General features: G+C 46.1%; 18 protein-coding genes and 1 pseudogene. 9 read left to right on the top strand and 10 right to left on the bottom strand.

Going from position 1 to position 26,519, the window contains the following annotated elements:
- Position 1: 1 nt before the first annotated feature.
- The 9 genes and pseudogenes from J3P37_RS10380 to J3P37_RS10420 form a co-directional block, all read right to left on the bottom strand.
- A pseudogene (locus tag J3P37_RS10380) lies at positions 2–571 on the bottom strand (glycoside hydrolase family 3 N-terminal domain-containing protein); the annotation flags it as partial.
- Between the two features lie 92 nt (positions 572–663).
- The gene (locus J3P37_RS10385) at positions 664–2,856 is read right to left on the bottom strand and encodes a glycoside hydrolase family 3 C-terminal domain-containing protein (RefSeq protein WP_256011042.1); all 2,193 of its coding nucleotides are present in this window, start codon (positions 2,854–2,856) and stop codon (positions 664–666) included.
- Positions 2,857–2,880: 24 nt separating this feature from the next.
- The gene (locus tag J3P37_RS10390) at positions 2,881–3,729 is read right to left on the bottom strand and encodes a glycoside hydrolase family 16 protein (protein ID WP_256011043.1); all 849 of its coding nucleotides are present in this window, start codon (positions 3,727–3,729) and stop codon (positions 2,881–2,883) included.
- Between the two features lie 8 nt (positions 3,730–3,737).
- Entirely contained in the window at positions 3,738–4,580 is an 843-nt protein-coding gene (locus J3P37_RS10395) for a glycoside hydrolase family 16 protein (protein WP_256011044.1), read from the bottom strand.
- A 43-nt stretch (positions 4,581–4,623) separates the two neighbouring features.
- A complete protein-coding gene (locus tag J3P37_RS10400; protein WP_256011045.1) occupies positions 4,624–6,636 on the bottom strand; it encodes an FAD-dependent oxidoreductase in 2,013 nt (670 codons plus the stop codon).
- A 72-nt stretch (positions 6,637–6,708) separates the two neighbouring features.
- Positions 6,709–7,545 carry a hypothetical protein gene (locus tag J3P37_RS10405; RefSeq protein ID WP_256011046.1) on the bottom strand — a complete coding sequence of 279 codons (837 nt, stop codon included), beginning with the start codon at positions 7,543–7,545 and terminating at the stop codon, positions 6,709–6,711.
- A 29-nt stretch (positions 7,546–7,574) separates the two neighbouring features.
- A complete protein-coding gene (locus J3P37_RS10410; RefSeq protein ID WP_256011047.1) occupies positions 7,575–9,281 on the bottom strand; it encodes a RagB/SusD family nutrient uptake outer membrane protein in 1,707 nt (568 codons plus the stop codon).
- Positions 9,282–9,303: 22 nt separating this feature from the next.
- Positions 9,304–12,519, bottom strand: coding sequence for a SusC/RagA family TonB-linked outer membrane protein (locus tag J3P37_RS10415; protein WP_256011048.1), 3,216 nt, complete (start codon positions 12,517–12,519; stop codon positions 9,304–9,306).
- Between the two features lie 99 nt (positions 12,520–12,618).
- Positions 12,619–13,770, bottom strand: coding sequence for a glycoside hydrolase family 26 protein (locus tag J3P37_RS10420; protein WP_256011049.1), 1,152 nt, complete (start codon positions 13,768–13,770; stop codon positions 12,619–12,621).
- Between the two features lie 248 nt (positions 13,771–14,018).
- On the opposite strand from J3P37_RS10420, the gene J3P37_RS10425 reads away from it, so the two are divergent.
- The 5 genes from J3P37_RS10425 (at position 14,019) to J3P37_RS10445 (ending at position 20,761) form a co-directional block, all read left to right on the top strand.
- Positions 14,019–18,038, top strand: a complete 4,020-nt coding sequence (locus J3P37_RS10425; protein WP_256011050.1) for a hybrid sensor histidine kinase/response regulator transcription factor — start codon at positions 14,019–14,021, stop codon at positions 18,036–18,038.
- Positions 18,039–18,418: 380 nt separating this feature from the next.
- Complete coding sequence (locus tag J3P37_RS10430; protein ID WP_256011051.1) at positions 18,419–19,462, top strand: AI-2E family transporter; 1,044 nt, start codon at positions 18,419–18,421, stop codon at positions 19,460–19,462.
- 132 nt (positions 19,463–19,594) lie between these two features.
- A complete protein-coding gene (locus J3P37_RS10435) occupies positions 19,595–19,882 on the top strand; it encodes a YtxH domain-containing protein (RefSeq protein WP_256011052.1) in 288 nt (95 codons plus the stop codon).
- Between the two features lie 73 nt (positions 19,883–19,955).
- The gene (locus J3P37_RS10440) at positions 19,956–20,321 is read left to right on the top strand and encodes a phage holin family protein (RefSeq protein WP_256011053.1); all 366 of its coding nucleotides are present in this window, start codon (positions 19,956–19,958) and stop codon (positions 20,319–20,321) included.
- Positions 20,321–20,761, top strand: a complete 441-nt coding sequence (locus J3P37_RS10445; protein ID WP_256011054.1) for a hypothetical protein — start codon at positions 20,321–20,323, stop codon at positions 20,759–20,761. The genes J3P37_RS10440 and J3P37_RS10445 overlap by 1 nt, the downstream gene beginning before the upstream one ends.
- A 67-nt stretch (positions 20,762–20,828) precedes the next feature.
- Here J3P37_RS10445 and fcl read toward each other — a convergent pair whose 3' ends face one another.
- Positions 20,829–21,764: a GDP-L-fucose synthase gene (gene fcl / locus J3P37_RS10450; RefSeq protein ID WP_256011055.1), complete on the bottom strand. Its 936-nt coding sequence runs from the start codon at positions 21,762–21,764 to the stop codon at positions 20,829–20,831.
- 53 nt (positions 21,765–21,817) lie between these two features.
- Here fcl and trmB point away from each other — a divergent pair, with 53 nt between their 5' ends.
- The 4 genes from trmB (at position 21,818) to polA (ending at position 26,385) form a co-directional block, all read left to right on the top strand.
- A complete protein-coding gene (trmB, locus tag J3P37_RS10455; protein WP_256011056.1) occupies positions 21,818–22,468 on the top strand; it encodes a tRNA (guanosine(46)-N7)-methyltransferase TrmB in 651 nt (216 codons plus the stop codon).
- Positions 22,468–22,812 carry an MGMT family protein gene (locus J3P37_RS10460; protein ID WP_256011057.1) on the top strand — a complete coding sequence of 115 codons (345 nt, stop codon included), beginning with the start codon at positions 22,468–22,470 and terminating at the stop codon, positions 22,810–22,812. The genes trmB and J3P37_RS10460 overlap by 1 nt, the downstream gene beginning before the upstream one ends.
- A 22-nt stretch (positions 22,813–22,834) precedes the next feature.
- Complete coding sequence (locus tag J3P37_RS10465; protein WP_256011058.1) at positions 22,835–23,416, top strand: DNA-3-methyladenine glycosylase I; 582 nt, start codon at positions 22,835–22,837, stop codon at positions 23,414–23,416.
- 188 nt (positions 23,417–23,604) lie between these two features.
- On the top strand, positions 23,605–26,385 hold the full coding sequence (polA, locus tag J3P37_RS10470) for a DNA polymerase I (protein ID WP_439648960.1): 2,781 nt from the start codon (positions 23,605–23,607) through the stop codon (positions 26,383–26,385).
- Positions 26,386–26,519: the final 134 nt, after the last annotated feature.

Below are 26,519 nucleotides of genomic sequence, written 5' to 3' on the forward strand. Positions count from 1 at the left end.
GGCTCATGTCCACCGTGTTATACTCCCTGCCGGCTTCCCCTGCCCCATATAGTGCGAAATGTTTGACGCAGGCCATTATATTGGAATTGGAAGAAAAACTGTTGTCCCTTCCCTGATATCCACTCACCATGGCTTTAGCTATCTGCCCGCCCAGGAAAGGGTCCTCACCGGCGCCTTCCGCAACCCGCCCCCACCTTGGATCACGCGCCACGTCTACCATTGGGCTGAATGTCCAGCTAATGCCGTCAGCGCTGGCTTCCTTTGCTGCTATCTGTGCAGTTTTCTCAATTGCTGCCATATCCCAGGAACAGGCCAGGCCCAAAGGAATGGTAAATATCGTTTCATAGCCATGAATAACATCCATTCCGAATAATAACGGGATTTTCATCCGGCTTTCCTCTACTGCAAGACGCTGAATCTCCCTAATCTTTTCCACTCCCTTGATGTTGAACATACCACCAACCTGACCTTTTCTGATCTTTGCGGTAATATTGTCGTTGGTTCCAAGTCCTGTAATAATGTCGCCCTCAGCCGGAAGATTGAGCTGTCCGACTTTTTCCTCCAGTGTCATCAGCCAATACTATATGGTAGCAAAAGAATGAAGCAGCAATTCTGCCGATGGTTTGGAAGATGACCAATATCTCCGCTTCTTTAGCGATTCCCTCAATTCCTGATCTTTATTGTGGCAGATGATTCTGTTTTTTGTGAAGAAGATGCAAGATATACCGTAAACTTATCTTCCTCCAACATCCAGCTTCCTGTCTTCGCGTTGTAAAAAGCAAAGCTTTCAACCGGAATACTGATCCTGGTACTCCGCTCTTCGCCCGCTTCTAAAAACAACTTTCTAAATGCTTTAAGCTCCTTTACTGGACGCATGACTGAAGGATTTTCCTGACCTATGTACACCTGTACCGACTCTGCCCCTTTTATTTTCCCGGTGTTTTTTAAAGTAAAAGAAATAATTACCGAATCGCCCTTGCTGTATATCGTTTTATCCGTTGAAATTCTTCCGTATCTGAACGTCGTGTACGAAAGTCCATATCCAAAAGGAAACTGCGGGTCAATTTTTTTCTTTTCGTGCCAGCGGTAACCAATCAAAATATCATCTTCGTAATGCTGTGTATCACTCACTCCCGGATAGGACCGCTTACCAAAATAATGAGCGCTGTTATCTTCCAGTTTCACCGGAATGCTGAATGGCAGCTTACCCGAAGGATTTATATGGCCGCTGATGACGCCCGCTGTCGCTGCCCCTGCCTGAGAGCCTAAATACCACGACTGTATCAGCGCGTTTATTTTACCCAGCCAAGGCATGCTTACGGCATTACCGCTTATCAGGATCACCCCGGTATTTTTATTTACCCGGAGTATTTTTTCTATCAGTTCATTTTGACCGTAGGGCAGGTCCATATTCTTTCGGTCGCCGCCTTCGCAGTCCTGACTGTAGTTCTTGTTCAGGCCACCAAAAAACAGTACGATGTCTGCTTCTTTAGCTATTTTCAAAGCTTCCTGTGTTAAGGAATCTGCATCCAGTCCGGAGGGCAATTCCCTACTATAGTCAGGGTTTCCTGAGGCGTAACCCAGCGTGAACAGGATATTCTCTCTTCCGTATTCATTGATCATACCCTGTAACGGCGACACCTCCTCCCTGGCTTTCAACTCAGAAGAGCCACCACCCTGGGAAAGCCGCTTAACGGCATTCTCGCCTATTACTGCGATTTTCTTATACGACCTTTTTACCGGAAAAAACTCTCCCTTGTTTTTCAGCAATACGATCCCCTCTTCGGCAATCCGGCGGGCCAAGGCGGTATGTTCAGGGGCCAGCTTTTTCCCATAAGCCCGGCTGCGGTCCATATTCGTCCGGAAGTTCAGACGCAGTACGCGGCGTACTTTCTCGTCGAGCAGGGATTCGGGCCATTTTCCGTCCTGTATGGCCTTCAGAAAGGGCTGCGCCAGGTAATATTTGTCGTAAGCCGAGCTCTCCCCCCAGGTTAACCCGTTTGTCCACGAGCCCATTTCAATGTCCAGTCCGTTGTACACGGCCTCTCTGGTATCATGGGCCGACCCCCAGTCAGTCATCATGACTCCGTCAAAACCCCAGTCGCCTTTCAGTATTTCATTGATCAATAATTCATTGTGAGAACAATACTGTCCCCTGAACTTATTATACGAACCCATCACCGCCCATACACCGCCCTCCTGCACTCCTGCTCTGAAGGCAGGGAGGTAGATTTCGTAAAGCGCACGGTCGCTTACTTCCACATTGATCTTATCACGGTTTTCTTCCTGGTTGTTCAATGCAAAATGCTTCATGCAGGCCGAAACACCATTTTGCTGTACACCCCGGATATAAGGTACCACCATTTTTGAACTCAAATATGGATCTTCCCCCAGATATTCGAAATTCCGCCCGCTGAGCGGCGTACGGTATATGTTCACACCCGGGCCTAAAATCACATCCTTTTTTCGAAAACGAGCCTCTTCTCCCAACGCATTGCCATATTGAAATGACAGTTCCGGATTAAAGGTAGCGGCAAGACACGTTAACGCAGGATAAGCTGTACATGAGTCATTGGTCCAGCCCGCATGTGTCCAGTCATCCCAGGCAATCTCCATACGCACTCCGTGAGGGCCGTCGCTCATCCAGAGTTCGGGGATCCCGAGACGCGGGCACCCTGGAGTGCTGAATTTCGATTGTGCATGGATCATGGCAATCTTTTCCTCCAGCGTCATCCGCGACAGGGCATCCTCAATGCGGTAGTTAACAGGCTTGGTCTCATCCAGATAAACCGGTACCTGTGCGGACACGGAAAGGAAAAGAAGACTTAGTGCCAGGCTTGATGTTATCTTTTTCATTCAGATGGATTTGCTAGTTGGTATTTATTGGTAGACTCGGACATAATCGATCGCATATTCGAGAGGCATCAGACTGGTATCAATCCCTTTCATTCCTCCCCATCCGCCTCCAAACGCCAGATTGAGTATGAGATAGAATGGACGATCAAAAGGCCAGTTTTCCCAGGTGCAGTTCTGTGGTTTCTTCGTTACAAATCTCTTTCTTCCATCTAAATACCACTCCATCCGGTCTTCGTGCCACTCCAGAGCATATATATGAAAGTCGGCGGGCGTGAGATTAAAAACATTTGAGCCGATACCGTTATTCCGCACGTGATTAAACGCTTCCGTATGAATGGCATAATGATTCTTTTCCGGCTCATATCCCACATGTTCCATGATATCGATTTCCCCGCTTTTAGGCCATTTACCGTAGGTGCTTTCTGATGGCATCATCCAGATGGCTGGCCAGCTACCTAAACATATCGGAAGTTTAGCGCGCACTTCAACCCTGCAGTACTTCCAATCGGCTTTTCCCTTAGTCAGAATACTGGCGGATGTCAGCGGCCGCTTCTCTCCGCTGATCAGTGCGCTGTCGTTCCTCGCAGCGATGTAAAGCTTACCGTCTTTCTGGTAACAGTTTTCCTTCCGCTCCTTCGTATAATACTGCAATTCACCGTTCCGAAGATATCCCTCTTCAAAACTCCATTTAGAAGCATCGGGCAAGCCCTTACCGTCAAACTCGTCATAAAAGACCAGCTTTGTGTACCCGGCGGGCACAGGCCCTGGCTGACGACGCCCCACTTTATCATTCTGGCCTGCGGCGCCTCTCACTACACACATTGCAGCAAGGGTCATTGCAATATATAAACCTGTTTTTGTTCTTATTTTCATATTCTTACTTATTGATATACACGAACATAATCAATTACATAATCTAAGGGAAGTTTACTCAGATCGACACCTTGCTGTCCGCCCCATCCGCCTCCGAACGCCAGGTTAATGATCAGGTAAAAGTGTTGATTGAACGGCCAGCTCTGCCAGGTGCTGTTAAGCTCTGTTTTGTATTCATGTACCGGCTCTCCGTCAAAATACCATATCAGCCGGTCGCGTTGCCATTCAAGGGCATAAACATGGAAATCGCCGGGTGTTGTCGTTGTTAATGTTGCTGCCTTGGCATTATTTTTAGTATAGTTGTACTTTTCCATATGCGCGGTAAAATGCATCTTCGTTGCATCGTACCCTACGTTTTCCATAATATCGATCTCTCCGGATTTAGGCCATCCGCCATAAATTGCAGTCGATACAGGCAGCATCCAAATTGCAGGCCAGGTGCCCCTGGCTACCGGGAGTTTAGCCCGCACTTCCACGCGGCAGTACTTCCATCCGGCCTTAGCCCGGGTAGTTATACTTGCGGATGTAAAGGGTCGAGTTTCTCCATCTATCAACGCGTTATCATTTCGTGCCACGATATGCAGATTTCCATCTTTTTGATAACAATTCTCCAACCGGCCGTTAGTGTAATATTGAAGTTCACTATTTCTGACGAACCCGATTTCAAACCCCCATTTTTGGGCATCAGGCAATCCGTCACCCTCAAACTCGTCTCCAAACACTAGTGTCTTGAACTCGACAGGGATATAATTATGATGTCCTGGTTCATTCCCTCTCAGATTGGCAATTTCTTCTTCACAACCCATCAGGAAAAGGGTAAGTATTAAAGTATATAGAAATGTGTTTTTCATAAAAAATTATTGTTAGGTTAACTCAAATCCTCCGCCAGATCTGTTATCTGGACGGTGAAAATAAAACAGCATCGGCAACGATCGCTTTCCCTTCATCCTTGTTGTTGATTTCTACGTAAGCACGTCTTCCCCTGGGCATTTTATACGTCCCCAGGTAAGCCCATTCGCCCCCTGTTTGCCCTTCGGCGACTATATCCGCCTTTGAAATTGTTTTTTCAATTGTCTTTTTTCCATCGTAAATCATCACCCGGGTACGTTCGGCGAGGTCCTCTATCATCGGAATGTAGGCGTAAACGGCGTACTTCTTTTCACTTAATATCTCCGGAGTGTACTTTACAGATCTGTACACTCGCTCATTGCCGGCAGCAACCAGAAAGTTTGCTGCTGCCCCGTACGACCGGTAAGTATCTTTTCTTAGCTCCCAGTTTCCTGAGACAGTTACAGCCTTTCTATCGTCGTTATCGATCAATATTTCTGCGGTACTGTGGTCCGTCAGCGGGTTATTCCTGATTTGTTCCTGCAGCGAAGCTACATCAATATCCTGAACGGCCACATGACGTTCCACCGCCATACAAGCCGCAACCGCTGCAGATTGCGCGAGTACCATAAACACTGGCTCCATCCGTATAGAACCGTAGGCGATATGCGATGCTGACAGACAGACAGGCACCAGAAGGTTTTCCACTTCCTTTTTTTGGGGAGTAATGGCCTTGTAGGATATCGGAAAGGGGGGGAACCCGTCGACCTCCACATTCCCTTCATTTCTGACAAATCCGTCTACCACCAGGCGGTCGCAATTGTGCGAATCCATGGTATAGGCCGCCCAGCCGATCGCATCATGGCAAACTTCCCGCCCCTCACAATGATGCTGCGTCATGACCAGCTCGCCTTTCAGCCGCCTCGCCTCGCGTACGTACAACTGGTGGCTCCAATGCCCGTTCTTAACGTACTCGTCTTTCGGATATCCCCATCTTTTCATTTCCTGCCGGATATTCTCCGGCATCCGCGGATCATTCCCCACAAAATAGAGCAGCCCTTTCGTATAGTCGACATGTTGCTGCCATATCTTCTCCCGCTCCTCGTATGGGGCCTCCGGATAATCCCAGTTTGCACCGATCATATCGGTAGAAAAGCCACCTTTGTTATTGATATCGGTTTTTCTATTGGGCATCAGGCTCCAGGTAAACAAGTCGTGAAGCGATTTTCGTGGTGCGGTTTCGTGAAACCTTGCGAGCAACTCGTACTTTTTCGGGTCATAGCGGTCTGGCTCGGTAATATTTACCCTGTTAGCGGGATCGTCCGTCAGCGTGATTCTGAAATTGTATGCCTGAACCTTACGATCTCCACTTCCCGTCTTTTCCAGTCTGTTGTTGCTGATGCCCCATAATAGACCACTCGCCGGATCTCCTTTTACCAGATACGGATCGACATCGTCCCAGAACTGATGGCCCTTCATCAGTTGCACGCCATTGTATGTTTCACCGTACACACTGTTCGCTTCCCGGCCTACCGTATACGATGCGCCGGCTTTGGCCATCAGGTCTCCTTCGTACGTACAATCAATAAACACGGCAGCCTTAATGCGTTTGTTGGTTCCCGCTTGCGGGGCGGCGGTATCCTCTACCGTGATTTCGCAGATCCGGCCATCTTTCTTTTCCAGGTACGCGAGTCTGCGGCCATACCAAACCTCCACTTCGGTTTCGTCTATATACTGGTTAAAGATTTTTTCAGCTATGCCCGGCTCAAATATCCATTGTTCTAGCTTCCCATAATGCTTTCCCAGCCTCCGGTAGAAGTCCCGTGCGAGGCCGGTCACTACGTACTTGTTACCAATGTCGGTATATCCTAAGCCCCCCGAGCTCATCCCGCCCAGATTGTAACGGGGTTCTATCAACACTACAGATTTTCCCATTTTTTTTGCGGTATAGGCAGCTATCACGCCCGCTGAGGTGCCGCCATAAACACATATATCTACGTTGGCAACCTGGTCTGCTTTGATGGAAAAAGAGAGGATTGACGATAAACAAAGAATTAAAAACAGTCTGATTACTTTCATGATCAATACTTATGTTAACAAAGAAGCACCCCGTCCTGACAAGGTATCGGCAGGGCAGGGCACCTTACAGAATTACTCAGCCGGTACAAAAACTGAAAACCAACATTCCTGTCCGGCACTGATCCCGGGGGGCGCAACTGCCAATACAAGCAAGTCATTGGTCAGCTGTACGATGTGGAACTCTTTAGCTTCTTTCTTGTCTGGTTTATAATATACACCACCGGGAACACTAATGGTTGTCTTCAACATCCCTAATGACCATAGTCTTGTGTTACTGGTATGATTCAGTTTTGAATTCAGATCTATTTCAAATTTCCCGGTCAGGACAGTCCCGTCGTTACGCTTTTTAGTCAGGACCGACCCTCGCAGGGCAAGACTGAACTGCGATCCTTTCCCTTCACCGCGTATCAGCGTACCATCCAGTTCGCCGACCATCAGGCTCCACCACGCCGGACCGGAATCAGCCCTGAAGCCGCCGTTACCCCATGCTCTTGCTGTTTCCCGCCACTTCCAGGATTTGGTGCCTGTACCGCAAAGGAACGCGTATTCGGGAGCAACAGGGAATTTCAATTCTTCTACCACTATTTCCAGCTTTTTTTCAACAGTAGTCCCGTTCGGGTTAAACCCGGTAAAATAAATATCCTGTTCTCCGTTCATCACCATTAACACGGTGTCGGACTGTTTGCGGCTTTTGCCCGTTCCGTAGTCCCATAGCGAAAGGACAGGGCTGTGGTTTTCCAACACCACTTTATTGGTCTTCTTGCCGTCAACGACAAGAGGTGTTGCCGTAACATTTAATTGGTCGGCTGTGATAGAATCGCCTATCAGGTCTCTGTCTTCTACAGGCTTGCAAGCTACTAGTATCAGGGCTGCGAAAAAAAGACAGACATAGTTGATTAGATTTTTCATCGTGTTCGTATTTTAATGGTCAGCATTCATTATCTCCATCCCAGAAAACTTGCTTCTGCTGTGCCCCAACCGGGATTTTGGGTAAGCACACCTTCCGAAAGAGCGATCTGTGTTTCAGGAATAGGCCAGAAACCGCCGGTGGCGGCATAACGCGCCTTATATCCACCCCCTGCTTCTCCCATCACAGCATCCAACTTATTGTTCTTTACCTTAACACCAGCCTGCCTGGCCAGTGCTTCTGGAGCATCTCCCCACCGCATCAGGTCAAAATAGCGTATTCCTTCAAAAGCCAATTCCCAGCGACGTTCCTTCTTTAGCGCAGATAATGAATAAGTTACCGGCTGAAGATCTACCCTTTGGCGAACGCGGTTGATGCCATTAGCGGTGCCTGTTAATTCCGAGTGCATTAACAGCACGTCCGCAAAGCGGATCAATACGAGGTCCTGGGTGTGGCACAGCTGAAATTCGGCCGGAGAGGCTCCGTCTTTTGGAACAGAATACGATGGAAGCACCTTTCCGGTCGCATCTTTCGCTGTAATCGGAATATACTTTTTCTGCCAGAAGCCAGTTTCCTCCATTTGTTTGCCGGCCCCCCAAATGTAGCCGCTTAACTGATTCACATCTAAAATGGAAGCAGTACGCCGGACATCATCGGGTTCGGCAAGCTGCCATTCTTCCCAAAGATCAGAATTAACTGTCCCGAAACCCCAACCCTGTCCGAAAGGGAACGTATTGCTACTGCCATTGCCGCTTCTCAAGCCAAAATAAACGATAAATTGGTTGGAATAGCCGGTACGGTCCCATGTAGCGCCTATCCCGTATTTTATAGCGAACACACTTTCCTTATTTCCATCTCCCTCCCAACGAAGGCCTGCGCCGTTCGGATACGTATAATTGCTGGCAGTATACTCATTGGTTTCTGGCCACAAGTTTCGGAAATCGCTTACCAGGTCGTGCCCGCTGCTGGCAATACAATCGTTCAGCCACTCAATCACTTCACTTTTAGAAATGCTCCCCGTACTGCCATCATCATTGGCCAGCGGAAGCGCATCTTTTTTATAGTAGCCGGTGTAGAACAAAAACACACGTGCCATTAGCGCCTGAGCAGCCCACCTGGAGGCATGTCCTGCCTGAGCGGGGCCGGAGTACGGCACTGCATTCAGCATGCTGATTGCTTTCTCTAAATCAGCTGCAATTAAGGCATACGTCTGCACGGCGGGCGTCTTTGGGATGTTCTCTACTGCGCTTTGAACGATCAAAGGCACCTCTCCGAATAGCTGCGAGAGTTCAAAGTAATATAAAGCCCGCAGAAAATAGGCTTCGCCTTTGAAGTGATTTTTTTGTTCTTCACTCTCCCAGCCGGTGCAGTTGTCGAGGGTTTCCAGTGCGCTGTTAGCCCGGAAGATCCCCCGATAGCGGGAGGTCCATAAAGCGGCCATACGGTCTACGCCGTTGGTCATTAAACGGTCTATCGCCTGCGTCGCCAGGTCCGATTCGCCGCCCCCTCCAAAACGGTCGTCAGAGGCTACTTCTGCCAGGTAAAAGGCGGCCGACATGGGCGATGAGCTCGACATGCTCAATGAGGTGTATATTGCGGTAATAGCCTGTTCCGCATCCTTTACGGTCATCGGCCAGTTCGAGGTATCCTGCTTAGTCAGGTTCTCCGTATCTAAAAACTTCTCACAGCCACTGAGCAATATCACAACAGCAATGATCGACAGTATTCTCTTTTTCATATCTTTCCTATGTTAGTATCGGTTAGTATTTTATGCTCACTCCGAGCAGGAATGTGCGCGGACTTGGATAAAATCCGACATCGATCCCGGAAGCCCATGCCCGGCCATCTCCATAGCCGATTTCAGGGTCCATACCCGAATATCCGGTAAACGTATACAGATTGTTTACTGCCGCATACAACCGGGCCTGCGAAACCGGCATGTTTCGGAACAGCCGTTTGAAATCGTATCCCAGCGTAACATTCTGAACCTTTACATAATCGGCGTCTTCGACGTATATATCAGATATTTTAGCCCAATTGGTGTGTCCTCCGTTGGTCAGCCTCGGCAATCTGTTGGAAGTGCCTTCGCCATGCCACCTGCCGAATATATCGGTCGTGTAGTTCTGATAGGGGGCGTCTACAAAAGATCGGTACGATCGCGCAATCTGGTGACCGAAGGCGCCTCTGGCAGTGGCTGAAAAGTCGAAACCCTTGTAGGCAAAGTTCAGATTAAAGCCTATAATCACGTCAGGGTGTGGATTACCAATAAGTACCTTGTCTTTATCATCGATCACCCCGCTTCCATCGGTATCGACAAATATCAGGTCGCCGGGTTGCGCCCCGGCGAGCTTTACCGGCGTATTGGCAAGTTGCTCAAGGTTCTGGAAAACGCCTGCCGTCTTGTATCCCCAGAAATATCCTACAGGGAATCCAACTTCGGCACGATACATTTCTGTGGTGTTCTGGCTTAATACCCCTGCGTCACCGTGTATAATACCCTCCGAATTGGCTATACGGACCACTTCGTTATGGTTGTATGCCATGTTAAAACTAAGGCCGTACCTGAAATCGCTGACCCTGTCGTTCCAGCTTACTACTGCCTCAGCCCCGGTGTTTTCAATCTCTCCTCCGTTAATGTACGGCGGGTTAGTTCCGTAAGTAGCCAGTATAGGCGCCTGAACCAACCAATCTTTAGTATTTTTTTTGTACCAGTCGAAGTTAAGTCCTAGCTTGCTGCTGATAAAACGCGCATCGAAGCCCAGGTTCAGCTGTTCCGATTTTTCCCAGCTTACCGAAGGATTCGCAACGATGTCGGGATATCCCCCCACTTGTAATGTCGTTTTATTTCCAAAGTAATATCCTCCCTGGTAGGGGTTGAAGGCAATCGTTGCCCTGTACTGAAAATTCGGTATGTCGCTGTTCCCGTTTTGCCCCCAGCTTGCCCTCACTTTAAAGAAATCCATCCAGTTGAGCACTGGTTTCATGAAGGGCTCGTTGCTTATTACCCACCCAGCGGATGCTGCAGGAAAGTGGCCCCAGCGGTTTCCGCGTGCAAAGTTCGAGGAACCATCGGCACGCAGGCTGGCAGATGCCAGATATTTTTCTTTGTAATTATAGTTAACACGTCCGAAAAAAGACACCGATGCGCCATCCCCCCAGGGCGAGCCGCTTACCGATGTATTCGTTTCCGATATTCCCTGAGTATTGTTGATCCAGGCATGTTTCCACGAACCGGGGAACAAGGAGTTCGCGTTTTTTGCCGCCAGGTTATCTCCGTATCCCCATCTGGAAATAGAATGTCCCAGCAAAGCCTCCAGATGATGATCTTTGCCAGCGGTCACATCATACGTTAGCGTATTCTCTATATTCCATCCCCAGCCGGAGTTCTGACTTTGATTTACATGATCATTCTCGTCAACAACCGAAGGCGACAAATTGTACGAAGGGGTATATTGCCGGTAGCTGCCGGCGCTGTTGTTGTATCCAAACAGCGATTTGAACTTCAGATCTTTTACTGGCTGGATCTCCACGAACGCGTTCATACGCAGCGCAAAGTTCTTGCTTATATTATGCCCGCGCATATATTCCATGGCCGCAATGGGATTGACCGCCCCGCTCCAGAACGTCCATTCGTCGCGATCCTTGCTGGGCTGGTCGAAATATTCGCCCGCGCCATTATAGACCGGCATCAGCGGTGTAGCGCTCAGCATACTGCCGATATCGTTCCAATAACGGTTACCAATAGCGATCCCCGCGTTTTCCCTATGCGAATAGGTAATGTTTTCACCCACTCTGATCACATCGAAGCGATCGTTTTTAACCAGGGTATGCTGAGAATTAACCCTGACATTAAAACGTTTAAAGTCAGGGGCAACAGGCTCTCCTAATATGCCTTCCTGCTGGGCGTGAGAAAGCCCGATCGAATAGGAAGATTGAGCGCTACCGCCCGTAAAGCTTAGCGAATGGTTCTGGTCGATCGCATTCTGGTTCCTGATCTGGTTCAGCCAGTTGGTGCCATTCCATGTCCCATTGATAATAGCGTTATACTGATATGGTATCTGCGCAGCAAAATCAATGGTCGGGGCGCCATCGTTCCTTAGTGCCTCGTTAATTATTTGCATATATTCCGTGGCGTTCAGAAGGGGTGCCATTTTGTATACGTTCTGCCAGCCGACATAGCCGTCATATGCGATTTGTGATTTCCCCTTTCTGCCTTGCCGAGTAGTTACCAGGATGATCCCATTTGCGCCCCTTGACCCGTAGATCGCGGCAGAAGCCGCATCTTTCAGTATGTCGACAGATTCGATGTCGGCCGGGTTCAGATTATTGATGTTTCCGCCAGGTATCCCATCGATTACGTACAGCGGATCGGAATTCCCGATGGTGCCCAGACCGCGGATCCTTACTTTGAAACCTTCGCCAGGCATACCCGAACTCTGAACAATGCTTACACCAGGCGCCTGGCTTTGCAAAGCTCCTAGCACACTATGTGTGCTTAGCTTTTGCAGATCTTCGCCCTTCACCTGCACAGTGGCTCCGGTAACAAGCTTTTTCTTTTGTATGCCGTACCCAATTACGACCACCTCATTAAGCAAGGCGCGGTCTTCCCGAAGAACGACATTGACAGAACTCCTATTGCCTGCTTTGATCTCCTGCGGTACGAAACCAACATAGCTAAATACAAGTACATTATCGGCGGATGGCACCGTAATGATGTAATTACCGTCTACGTCTGTCACAACGCCAGTTTTAGTGCCTTTTACCAATACGCTTACGCCAATCAGCGGGTTATTCTCACTGTCTTTCACAGTGCCCCTGACTGTTCTGCCCTGAGACGGCTGACTGCTTTTCAGCATTGCCGGTACGCTCCCCATCATACGACAGGGTGCACAAACAGCTAATAAAAATAAGAGTGCAAATCGAATAAGCTTGCCTGGTCTGGCCGCCTTTCTTCTCTTGTCAAAGTTTTGGTTCATATTTGTTTAGTTTATGGCGTTTGTATTTTCATCTGCCACACGTTTTTCTAACTCCTTCCAACAAGTTCCTCTGCGGCAATGAGATTTATTCCTGTCATATCAAACCGGTCCCGGTTGCCTGATATCTCCAAGCAAAAGCACATCGGGCTTGTTAACGAATTCAACGAAATTATCGCTGGCCGGATGCCCGGGAACTGGAATGTAATAGTGCGATTCATCGTTCCAGGCATTCCGCCAGAAGAGGATATAACTCAACTTATACTGCGAAAATATAGGGTAAAGATAGTCTGTAAAATAGTTGGCCTGTCTGATTCCCTCCATTCCTGTGCAGGTAACCGACGGCACTTTCTTATGCTTCACTGAAAAACCGTTTAGGAAACTCAGACTTTCATTTAATCTGCTTTTATATCCTTGCCCGTCAGGATCTGACGGCTGATCAAAGAACAGGTCTATTCCGACGATGTCAACGTATTCATCACCGGGGTAATAATCTTCCAGCTCACCGGAAGACGCAGTCCCATACACCGAATAAGCATACAGAATGTGATGTACATTTCTTTTCTCCCGCAGATAGGTAACGGTAGCCTGCCAAAGCTTCTTAAAATCTCCGGCTGAATTTTGCGCTGAGTTCCACCAATAAGCGCCCGGTTTATTGTGTGACATATACGGACGGAAAATTAGCGGAATATATCTCCCATTGGAATCTTTTAAAGAAAGCATAAAATCGGCTAACTTATCAAGCCAGGCATAAAAAACTGTACGGTGTATGCTGTCCATTAGAATTGCGTCAATTGGCCGGCCAACCGTGGTATCGTCGTAACTCCCCCGGGTCAGCGGATTGTCGGCATGCCAGCTTGCCGTGGATATAATGCCCCGGGCGTGAGCCTCTGCTATTCTTTCCCGGATTAGTGCAAAGGGAACCGAGTCTATATTAAAGTCTGCGTTTGTTTCGATATTGCCAAAATCCCAGCCTGTAACGGCAGGATAGTCGCCCGTGATCCGTTTAATATCAGAACCGTTCTTGTCGGCAAACCATTTATTACCATACAACAGGTCGTCCTGATGACCGATCATCGTGCCCTTTTGAATCGTAGTTTCCATAAATGCAAGCAATTCCTTTACCTCCTCAGCAGCATAACGATCAGATATGGCAGACTGACGGCCCGGCAGATCGGCCTTCTGGTAAGTACAAGCTGTATAACTACATAAACAACAGGTAATTAACAATACATTGATACTACTTATGGGCATAATCAGGTCCTTTCCGTTTACAAATCAAAAATAGGCTTAACCGCCTAATACCGTTTTCCTGTGCCCATCATTTCCTTTTCCATATCTACCAGGTAATTGCGTAAATGTTGCCAATAGTTGCCTGAATGTAGCAACACCTGTCCCTTTGCCAAACCACCCTATATCTATCCTGTTTTCCGGGATGAATTTTAAAGAAGTATATCCGGAAAAGATTAAATTTGTATAATAACCACCTTAAAAACCACAAATTGAAAACATTTCTACCCATCGCTTTCTTTTTGCTGATTCAGTTATCGATATCCCCTGTTAAAGCATCCGCAGCGTTCGACGATGTCAATAGGTCGATCAACAGTCATGTCAACAAGTTATATCAGGACAAAAAAGGTTATATATGGATCTGTACTGACAATGGTCTCAGCAGGTTTGACGGGGCTGGCATCAAAACATTTTATCACGTCTATGGCGATTCAACTTCGCTGAAAAGCAACGCGGTGCTCTCAGTACTGGAAGACAGTAAAGGCCATTTCTGGGTGGGTACGACAGGGGGGCTGCAACTGCTTGACCGCAATACCGAAAAATTCAAAAATATTCACTTTTCTTATCCCCATATTACAGACTTTTCCTATATCAGTTGCATTCTTGAAGACCGGAAGGGCAATATCTGGGTCTCTACCGGTAAGGCCGGCGCTATACGTTTACAGGCAAAAACCCTGCGCCCCACCTACTACCTGCCTACAAACAGCAACATTTGTAGTAATATTATCAATTATATCTTTGAAGACAGGTACGGAAACATATGGCTCGGTTCGCAAGACCGTGGCGTAAGCGTTATTAACGTCGACAACAACATTATTGTCAATTACCGGTATGAGCCTGGCAACAAAAAATCTCTTTCCAGCAGTAAGATCTTTTCAATAGCAGAAACGCCCGGGGGAGACGTTCTTATCGGGTCTATCGACTCAGGTATCGACCTGTTTGATTATTCATCCAGAACGATCAAACGAAATTATATACCACGAAGCTACCTGGTATATACCATGATGACAGACAGGAACAACAACCTGTGGATAGGTACCGACGGCGACGGCGTTAAACAATATAACTTCGAAACCAGGCAGACGACAACATACGAACACTTTGTGCAGAACATAAACCTTGCGAATGCAAAGGTTCATAGTGTGATCGAAGACAAGCAGGGAAACATCTGGATGGGGCTCTACCAAAGGGGCGTTGTAATGATCCCTCCCTCGGGTAAAACGTCGGGATTCCAGATCATTGGAAGCAACACCTTTTACGGGAAAAAAAGCATCAGCCTCGATTGTGTGCTCAGTATCCTGGAAGATCAGGATCAGCATCTTTGGATCGGCACAGATGGCGACGGAATCTACCGGTTTGATAAAAACAAAGATCTATACAGGCATTACCATCTGGGCAGGAGCCATGGCAAAAGTGCGTTATCGATCGTTCAGGACTCGAAAGGACGTATCTGGACAGGTACTTATCTATCCGGATTGTACCTGTACGATCCGCAAACGGATACATTTGCGCCCGAGCCCCTGCTCTGCAACGGAGATAAAGTGACCGACATCAATACGATCGCCGAGGCCGACGATAAAACACTCTGGATAGGGACAAATAATAACGGAGTTTGCATTTACCATCCCGATACAAAAAAAACCAGATGGTTGCAGCACGATATCAAGAGAACCGGGGAACAACTGCTCAGCAACTCCATTCACTCCATCCTGCACGATGCTGCCGGTAACGTCTGGATCGGGACCAGTACGGCCGGCCTTAGCTGTTACAACAAGCCGACCGGTTCTTTCACAAATTACACCGCTGCTAACGGGAAGATCAGCAATCCCAGTATTACCCAAGTCGTATCAGGGCACAACGGAAATTTATGGGTCGGCACGAAAACCGGCTTAAACTATTTAGACCTGCAGAAAGGAACCACTACCATATTTACAGAAGCAGATGGGCTCAGGTCAGCATCCATAAGCGCAATAGAATCCGACCATCAGAACAACATTTGGATCAGCACCATGAGCGGCCTGTCGAGGCTAAATACCAGTACAAAAAAAATAACCAATTTCGAAATAACCGATGGATTAACGATGAAAGGAGAGTTCAGGAGAAATGCCAGTTTCCGGTCTGCCCAGGGAGAACTGTTTTTCGGAGGAACAGGCGGACTGGTGCATTTTAAACCCTTTAAAGATATTGCTTCTCATCCTGTCCTTGGCCTGTACCTTACCGATCTGTATATTTATAGTAAGCGGGTTGAGCCAGGTTCTTCAAACGATTCCCCGATCAGGCAAAGCGCAGACGTTAGTACTGAGGTAAATTTCGGCCATCAGATAAAGAACTTTTCGTTCGGCTTTGCGGCCATCGAATTCAACCAACCCGGAAAAGTGATCTATCAGACTAAAATGGAGGGCTTCGAGGATGAATGGAAGACCGTCCGCACAGGTAACCGCCTGGCCACTTTTACTAACCTTTCTCCCGGCCGTTACCTGTTCAAGGTACGCGCCTTTCTGGAAGGGACCAGGCCCGTCGAACGTACCATCGCTATTGTCATCCATCCGCCCCTGTTGCTCACGTGGTGGGCTAAAACGCTGTATACCGCAATCTTCATTGCCCTCTTGTGCCTGATATACCGGGCAATCAAGCACGGCCAGCATAAAAAGAAAGAAGACGCCCTGAAAGAAGGCGAGGCCCGCATGATGCAATCTAAATTACAGTTCTTCACGGATATTTCGCACGAAATACGTACCCCGCTTACTTTAATCCTCGCCCCGTTGGAAGAACTTTTAAAGAATGAAAACAACCCGTCGTTATCAAAAGTGTATCAATTGATCAATCAGAACGCTCATCGCATTCTACGGCTGATCGATCAAACCAGGGATGTAAAAAGGATCGACCAGGGAAAGGTCAGCCTTTGTACCGAAAACACAGAGCTGAATCAATTTATTGAAAGCATCGCACGTTCTTTCGACTATATTTCCCGCGAAAAGAACATTGAGCTGATTCTTGATACCGATAAGAATATTTCTCTTTTATGGATTGATAAAGACATTTTAGATAAAGTTCTGGTAAACCTGCTTTCGAACGCCTTCAAATACACAGATTCCGGGGGCGTCATCTCGGTAAAAACCGAAGTTCAGAATAAAACCATCAACATTTGTGTAACTGATACGGGCATCGGTATTCCGGTTCGGTACAGAAAGCTGGTATTTGAGCGTTTTTACCGCGTTCCAAACGACGACAATAAAGCCATAGCGGGAACAGGCATCGGCCTCCACATTTCCCGCAGTCTGATGGAGCTTCACTATGGAACGATCTTCATCAAAGACACGCCTTCCCGCCAGGGCACCGCAGTGGTCATACAGATCCCTGCAAACGACCTGCGCCTGAAGCCTGTTCCAAAACAGGATGAAGTTGCCACGGGAACGAATCGCTCGGCTTCCGGCAGGCCAGCATCAGGAAAGCACCCGGGCCGCTTTACCTTGCTGATTGTCGAGGATGATAAAAGTATCCGGAGCTACCTATCGTCAATACTGGAGAAGGAATACAGCATTATTGAGGCGTGCGACGGCATAGAAGGGCTTGAAAAGGCGATCAGATACGTGCCGGACTGTATCGTCTCTGACCTGATGATGCCTCGTTTAGACGGGTTGGAGCTCTGTAAAAAAATAAAATCACATGACCGTACCCGCCATATTCCGGTGATCATTCTGACAGCTAAAGGAACGCTCGCCGATCGTATTGAAGGCCTTCAGGTAGGAGCCGACTCGTATATCCCTAAACCGTTTAATACAGATCACCTCAAAACCAGGATATCAAAGCTAATAGAGCTCCGGAGCATTATAAGCGAAAAGTTAAAAGACGACGCGAACGGCAGATCGGAAAAACCGGCGTTGAAGTCAATAGACGACGTATTCTTAGAGAAGTTGGAACTTATTGTCAGAAAGCGTATCGACGACCCCGAATTATCCGTCGATGTGATCAGCAGCGAGATAGGGGTCAGCCGGTCTCACCTGCAGCGCAAAATGAAGCAGCTAACCAGGCAGAACCCTAGCGAATACATCAAAACAATGCGGCTAAAACATGCGGCCTGGCTGCTAAGTTCTAATAAACTGACTGTATCCGAAGTTTCATATGCTACTGGATTCACTACCCTGTCACATTTCTCGAACAGTTTCAAAGAGCAATACGGAATGTCGCCTACCAGGTACCTTGAAATTCATGCAGCCCATTGTCAGCTTTGACAAGCCTGAAGGACAAACAAAGATCTGTCGTTGCAGTGGCCATAGGTCGGAATTATCCCACCATATAGCCGGCAATTGCTTTCTTTTCAGAGGAGCGCTTTAGAAAACGCCTAACGAGTCGGAGACTTCTTTTTTATTGGTTAATCCTTAGTCCCTGGCGCGCTGAAGCCCCTGCTACAGACTAAGGACAGCGCCGAACTAACCTTTTCCTTAAATAATGACATTACGCGTGCGCTAGCTAGGCTAATCAGACACCACAACTAGCTTCCGAATCATCGAATCTTTGAAAGCTGTCGTGCAACTGAACAAAACCGGCTCATTGATGTTTCTAAGTTTGAAAGCAGAGATGGGCTGCAGATCTGACAGTTTTATTATGGTATATGCCGGTTTTTAATTACAAGCAACGTAACAATATCCTGCTTATCATCCTTATAGTATTAGGATGCTGTATTCTTTATTCCTTACGCTTTATAGCTGGTGCATTGTTAAGCACGGTTATTATGTACACCATACTCCGGCCTGTGTATTTGCATATCACTGATACTTGGCGTTGGAACCGTATTGCAGCGTGTATTGCTATTATCGGGAGTTCATTTCTCGTAATTGTTCTGCCTTTCTTTCTCCTTAGCCTGATGGTGATTAATAAGATCTCCGAATTTGAAAGGGATCAGATCAAGTTAAAGGTTCTGGTACATAAGATTGATGATTTTTTGGGCTCCAAACTTCATCAGCCTGATCTTGTAGAAAATGCGATGCAAAGAGTGACAACCTATGCGAGCGACCTGTTCCCTTCAATAATTGGTGGGGCATTTGACCTGTTGCTGGGTATTGTTATTATGTATTTTTTGCTCTACTTTATGTTTACAAATCATGAGAAATTTGAAGAAGGCGCGGTGAGGTATTCGCCATTCAGAGAGCAGAATGCCCTGAAATTTGCCGCCGAACTTAAATATACCACTTATTCCAATGTCCTGGGACAGGGCTTAATTGCAGTCGTGCAGGGAGCGCTTGTAAGTATAGGCTTCTTCCTGTTTGGTATAAAGGATGCAATCTTTTGGGGTGTTATTTCAACCTTTCTTTCATTTGTCCCCTTACTGGGCGCTCCAATCGTCTTTGTTCCGGCAGCGCTGCTCGAAATGGCAAACGGTAATAATTCAGGGGGTATCGGAATGTTAATATGGGGATTTGTACTGGTTATTAATATTGATAACGTCATACGCTTTTTAATTGCCAAACGGGTAGGCAATATACATCCCATTATCACGGTTGTGGGGGTAGTAATAGGCATACCGGTGTTTGGAATTATGGGTCTGGTTTTTGGCCCTTTATTGTTATCCTACTTCTTTCTGACTGTACGAATTTACGAGACAAGCCGGATGGCGACAGAAAGGCTTGAGAAGATCAGGGCAGCAGATGAAGAATAAATTCAAATAATTAATCTTTCTTTAAAAGAAAGCATTAATTGAAAAATATTCAAACCGTTTAAGCTATTTTATTGTATTATAGCATACAAAATCATTTATTATCCTTACAGAAAACAATTAAACTTTTACGCCATGAACGATAATACTAAAGTTTTAGTAGCCATGTTGGCCGGAGTAGCTGCAGGTGCGGCACTGGGAATTCTTTTTGCACCTGAAAAAGGCTCAGAAACGCGAGATAAACTTAATGATGCACTTAAAAACCTGGGTGACACTATTAAAGACCGTGCAGCAGAGGAGATTGAAAATTTAACAGCTTTTAAAGAAAAAGTCGTAGACAATGTGAAGACTAAATTTGCTTCAGCTGACGATAATGTTAATCAAGCGACTCAACAGCAGGAACCTGTTGCTGGTCAATTTTAAAAACTGAGGTGTTCAAAAAGCGTTTGGCCAGCCAAATGGTTTTTGAACACTTTCTCATTAAACTTAATTGTTTATGGCAGAAACAACTGAAGAAAAACAAGAACAGAAATCGCCCGATATTTTTCACCTGATAAAAGAATATCTGTCAACAAAGGCTGAGTTAACCAGGCTCACTGTTATTGAGCGCGTAACAGTGGTGAGTTCAAGTCTGATAACTGATGCTTTTGTAGCTGTTACAGGAGTTTTAACTTTTCTGTTTGCTTCTTTTACCCTCGCATTGTGGATTGGCGAATCAACGGGATCGTATGCCATCGGCTTTGGGGTAGTAACTTTGATATATCTTGCTCTGGCCTTGATCGTATTTTTCAGCAAAGAGCGCCTGGTTGATGGTTATCTCAATGATTTTCTTGTGAAGCGGATGTTTAAACGGAAGAAATAATGGAAAAGACTTTTAGCACTTTGGCAGAATTACAGGCTGAAATTCAATTCCTGAAGGTTCAGCAATTTAAGCAGGAGGAAGTTTTAAAAGAGCACCTAAGCAGCCCTAAGGCAATTCTTAGTACTATTGGCGGCTTATTTAAAGCAGACTCTGGCAGGCAATCTTTTGTAAAAGACCTGGTAAATCAGGATTTGATCACTAATATATCGAGAGTCATACTCCCCATTTTTCTTAATGGCGTAGTTTTCAAAAGATCTGGTTTCATCACCAAAACGCTGGTTACATTTTTGTCGCAAAAAGCGGCGAAACAAGTGAACTCGCATTCGGTAACCGGCATTGTAGACAAGATCACTGGCTTATTTAAAAAAAAAGGCGACCAGAAAACAACAGCACCAAGAATTAAGGACTATGGTATTCCTCCCGACAGTGAAACTTATTAAAAAAAAACCGAATTTTAAAGGTTGATGGTACGATGTTTAAATCATCCTCCATCAACCTTTTTTATATCTACCTTTCTTTATATTGTTTTAGAAAGTCATTATAGGCATAACCAATGCCTTCCTTTAATTCAATTTTATGCTTCCATCCGGAAGAATGCAATTTTGAAACATCCATCAGTTTTCTTGGAGTTCCATCAGGTTTTGTCGAGTCGAACTGCAGTTCACCTGTGAAGCCCACAACTTCTTTTATCAGTAAAGCCAGATCTTTAATGGTTACATCCTCTCCGGTGCCGATGTTCACTAAGCCTGGTTCATTGTAGTTTTCCATCAGATAGAAACAAGCTTCGGCAAGGTCATCTGCAAATAAAAACTCACGCATTGGGCTGCCGGTGCCCCACACAGTAACATTAGGCTCTCCGTTTATTTTCGCTTCATGGAATTTACGGATAAGGGCAGGTAATACATGCGAGTTTTCCGGGTGGTAATTGTCGTTATAACCATACAGGTTGGTCGGCATCACCGAAATATAATTGCAGCCATATTGATCACGGTAGGCATCGCACAATTTGATGCCGGCAATCTTTGCTATAGCGTAAGGTTCGTTGGTTTGTTCAAGCGTTCCCGTAAGCAAATACTCTTCTTTTAAAGGTTGGGGAGCTAATTTTGGATAAATACAGCTGGATCCAAGGAACATTAGTTTTGTAACTTCATTGAGGTAAGAGTTGTGAATGATGTTGTTCTGGATCATTAAGTTATCATACAAGAATTCGCCCCTGTAAGTGTTATTGGCCACAATACCTCCCACTTTAGCAGCTGCAAGGAAAACGTAGTCGGGCTTTTCTGAAGCAAAGAAATCGGCAACAGCCTGCTGGTTTCTTAAATCTAATTCTTTCGAACCTCTTGTAATTATGTTTTCATATCCTTCTCTTTCAAGTTTTCTTACTATTGCCGATCCAACCATTCCACGGTGTCCGGCGACATAAATTTTAGCGTTTTTTTCCATTAGATGTGAGCTATCTGCCCAAATATAAAATTATTTTTGCGGCTGATTTAATTATGGGTAAAGATAAACTAAGAAGGTTTGCTGAAATAGCAACTTTCGACAATGTACTTCAGTTAGAAGAAGGAAAAAAACTGAAGGGCTGCTGGAGCAGCGCACAATTTAATAATAACAATCCGGTAGTTCTGGAGCTAGCTTGCGGAAAAGGAGAGTATACGGTAAATCTGGCGAAGTTATTTCCGGAAAAGAATTTTATTGGCGTGGATTACAAGGGTAACCGCATTTGGCGGGGAGCAAAAACAGCCATCGAAGAAAAAATACCTAACGTGGCATTCCTTAGGATACAAATAGAGAATATACTCGATTACTTTGCGCCAGGGGAGGTTTCTGAAATATGGATCACTTTTCCCGATCCTCAGCCACAGGTCAGCCGGGAGAAAAAAAGACTGACTTTTCCTAAATTTCTTGAAAAGTACAAGCTGATATTTAAGCCGGGCGGAATGATCCATCTTAAAACGGATAATGATGGCTTGCATGCTTATACGGTTGAAAAGATAGACGAGCTGGGTTTAAAACTTCATGCCCGCACGGAAGATCTTTACAAGTCTGCCCATGTGGACGAAGTATTGTCTATCAAAACTTATTACGAAAAGAAGTATCTTGTAGCTGATAAAAACATTAATTATCTGAAGTTCAGCTTTGAGTAATGGAGAGAGATACCTTCTTTGATAAAGTGTATGCCGTAGCCAGGAAAATTCCTGCCGGGAGGGTAACTTCTTACGGGGCAATTGCACAATATCTCGGAATGAAAGGCTCGTCCAGAATGGTTGGCTATGCAATGAATGCTTGCGGGACTGCTTACCCGCCGGTGCCTGCACACAGGGTGGTTAATCGTAACGGTATGTTGTCTGGCAAGCATCATTTTCCCACGGAAAATCTGATGCAGCAAATGCTTGAAAGTGAAGGTTTGTGTGTTGAGGATGATAAGGTTGCCGATTTCAGGCGGGCGTTTTGGGATCCCTCGTTAGAAATGGAGGCTTTGGAGGAATGACAATAAACTATCATTTGTTCGTATGACAGAAAATCAAGCATCAGTAACCGAACTAACCAGGTGCTCCTGGTGTGGCAGCGACCCTCTTTATGTAAAGTATCATGATGAGGAATGGGGTAAAGAAGTGCATGACGACCGCATCCTTTTCGAGTTTTTAGTGTTGGAGTCGGCGCAGGCTGGACTAAGCTGGATAACCATCTTAAGAAAAAGAGAAGCTTACAGGAATGCTTTTGCTCAGTTTGATCCCCAGAAAGTTGCTGAGTTTACTGAAGAAGATGTGGAACGGCTGATGCAGGACTCCGGCATTATAAGGAATCGCTTAAAAATTACAGCTACCATAAACAATGCAAAACGCTTTCTGGAAGTTCAAAAAGAGTTTGGTTCTTTCGATATATACCTATATTCATTTATGCCAGGCGGAAAGCCGCTGATCAATAATCTTTCGAGCCCCAAAGATATACCTGCCCGGACGGAAATTTCGGATGCAATCTCAAAGGATATGAAGAAGCGCGGGTTTAAGTTCTTCGGGACCACAATTTGCTATGCTCACATGCAGGCGACAGGGATGGTTAATGACCATATTACCGGATGTATCGCCCGGTAATGCCTGGAATTGGATTAATCCTTAGTTTTGCAGCACCAGGTGGTCAGCGTTTTAAAATGTTGTTACCTTTGGCCAGGTAGTATTGACAAGAGTATTGATAAGCGTACTGATAAATTCAATATTCCTTCTTTCATCTAATTATTATAAAAGTGGAATCACCAAATAAAAAACTTTTTCTTCTTGATGGCATGGCATTGATGTACCGCGCGCATTTTGCCCTGAGTAAGAATCCGCGTTTTACATCAAATGGAATTAATACCTCTGCGGTAATGGGTTTTACCAATACACTGCTTGAGATAATGAAAAAGGAAAATCCTTCACATTTAGCTGTAGTGTTTGATACCGATGCTCCAACTGAGCGCCATACCGATTTCACGGAATATAAAGCACACCGGCAGGCGATGCCTGAAGATCTTTCGGCTGCCATGCCCTATGTGGTTAAGGTGATAGAAGGTTTTAACATACCTGTAATTACATCCGATGGATATGAAGCCGATGACATCATCGGAACGTTGGCCAAAAAGGCCGAACAAGAGGGCTTTACTGTGTTTTGTATGACTCCAGATAAGGATTTTGCCCAGCTTGTGTCGGATAATATTTTTATCTATAAACCTTCCCGGATGGGGAATGACATGGAGATCCTTGGAGTGCCGGAGGTGCTGGCCAAATGGGAGATCGAGCGGGTAGACCAGGTGATCGATATTTTGGGATTATGGGGCGATGCCGTCGATAACATTCCGGGCATCCCCGGAATTGGTGAGAAGACTGCCAAAAGCCTGATCAAACAATACGGTACCGTCGAAAACATTATAGCAAACAGCCATGAGCTGAAAGGTAAGATGCGCGAAAATGTAGAGGCTTATGCCGAGCAGGGAATAATTTCAAAGAAGCTGGCCACCATCCTCCTGGATGCGCCGGTAGAATTAGATGTGGAAGCATTGCAGGTTATTCCGCCAAGCCGCGAAAAACTGGAACCTTTATTTCTGGAACTTGAGTTCAGGACAATTGGACGGCGTGTTTTTGGCGATGACATTAGCGGCGGGGCCTCTCAGAGTACTTATGGCAAACAAACCGACTTGTTCGGACAACCTGTTGAACAAGCGGAAACGAAAAAGGAACCTTTTGCAGGATCTGTTACAGAACCTGCACCTCCCACAAAGAATATCCATAATACGCCTCACGTTTATCACTTGGTTGACACCAAAGAAAAACGTGCCGAGCTCATTGCTCTGCTTGAAAAGCAAGCAGCAATTTGTTTAGATACGGAAACGACTTGTATGGACGCCAATAATTGCGAGCTGGTTGGGATGTCCTTTGCTATTAAGGCCGGGGAAGCATGGTATGTACCGATGCCGGTACCACAGGACGAGTGTTGTGCGATTGTTGATGAATTCAAAGCTTTGCTAGAGAACCCGCAAATAGTAAAGATTGGTCAAAACCTGAAATACGATATCCTGGTGTTGAACTGGTATAACATCCGGGTGCAAGGCGAATTGTTTGACACCATGCTGGCTCATTACCTTATTGACCCGGATACCCGGCACAATATGGATATCCTTGCTGAGAACTTTTTGGGATATACCCCGGTAACAATTACTTCATTAATAGGAGCCAAGGGCAAGAATCAGCTGACTATGCGGGAGGCGGAGCTTGAGAAAGTGAAGGATTATGCTGCGGAGGATGCGGATATTACTCTCCAGTTAAAAGAAGTGTTCGTTCCCGCACTGGTTAAAGCCAATGCTGATAAGCTTGCAGGCGAGATTGAAAATCCTTTGATCTATGTACTTGCGGACATGGAAAGGGAAGGGGTAAAAATCGATAAGGAAGCCCTCGGGGAGTATTCAATTGAGATCGAAAAAGAGGTTAAGGTGCTGGAGCATACCATTTATGATAAAGCCGGTGTCAGATTTAATATTGCCTCTCCGAAGCAGTTAGGCGAGGTGCTTTTCGAAAAACTGCAGCTTGACCCTAAAGCAAAAAAAACAAAAACAGGTCAGTACCAGACCGGTGAAGACATACTAACAGCCCTTTCAGGCAAAAGTGACATTGTAAAAGATATTCTCGACTTCAGGCAATTGCAAAAGCTTAAGTCGACCTACGTTGATGCCTTGCCATTGCTGATCAATCCTAAAACAGGCCGGGTACATACTTCTTATAACCAAGCCGTAGCGGCTACCGGACGATTAAGTTCTAATAATCCTAACTTGCAGAATATCCCGATACGTACAGAAAGGGGTCGTGAGGTTCGAAGGGCATTTATCCCGCGAGCTGAGGGTCATGTTCTCCTTTCGGCGGATTACTCTCAGATAGAATTGAGGCTTATCGCTGAGATCAGCAAAGACGAAGCCATGATGGATGCCTTTTTGAAGGGACTGGACATTCATACGGCTACTGCCGCGAATGTGTATGGAATACCCCTGGATGAAGTAGATTCTACCATGCGCCGCAACGCTAAGGCGGTAAACTTCGGTATTATATACGGGCAATCGGCCTTCGGATTATCCCAGAGCCTGGGTATTCCGCGGAAAGAAGCATCCGAGATCATCGAGGAGTATTTCCGGAAGTATTCGGGAATCAAAACCTATATGAGCGATACTATGAACTTTGCCAGGGAGAATGGTTATGTGCAGACACTTATGGGCCGAAGAAGATATTTACGTGATATCAACTCTGCTAATGCAACTGTCCGGGGTTTCGCGGAGCGAAACGCTATTAACGCACCCATTCAGGGCTCGGCCGCTGATATGATTAAAATTGCGATGATTAATATTCACCGGGATTTTAGGGACCAGAACCTTATTTCGAAGATGACTATGCAGGTGCATGACGAGTTGGTGTTCGATGTAATAGAGTCGGAAATTGATCAGGTGAAGGAAATTGTCCAGGCTCGAATGAAAAACGCGATCAAGACCGAAATTCCGATCGTCGTGGAAGTAGGGCAAGGCATAAACTGGCTTGAAGCACACTAAAGTCGCCGATTAATTAAAATTATCTCATTGGAAATGAGATGATACATCAATTATCGAAAAAAAGTTAAAACCCGTCAAAAAGTGACGGGTTTTGTTGTTTTCCCGAAATATTATTTCTTAACTTTCAAACCATC

The sequence above is a fragment of the Desertivirga xinjiangensis genome (assembly GCF_024436435.1).
GTDB classification, from domain to species: Bacteria; Bacteroidota; Bacteroidia; order Sphingobacteriales; family Sphingobacteriaceae; genus Desertivirga; species Desertivirga xinjiangensis.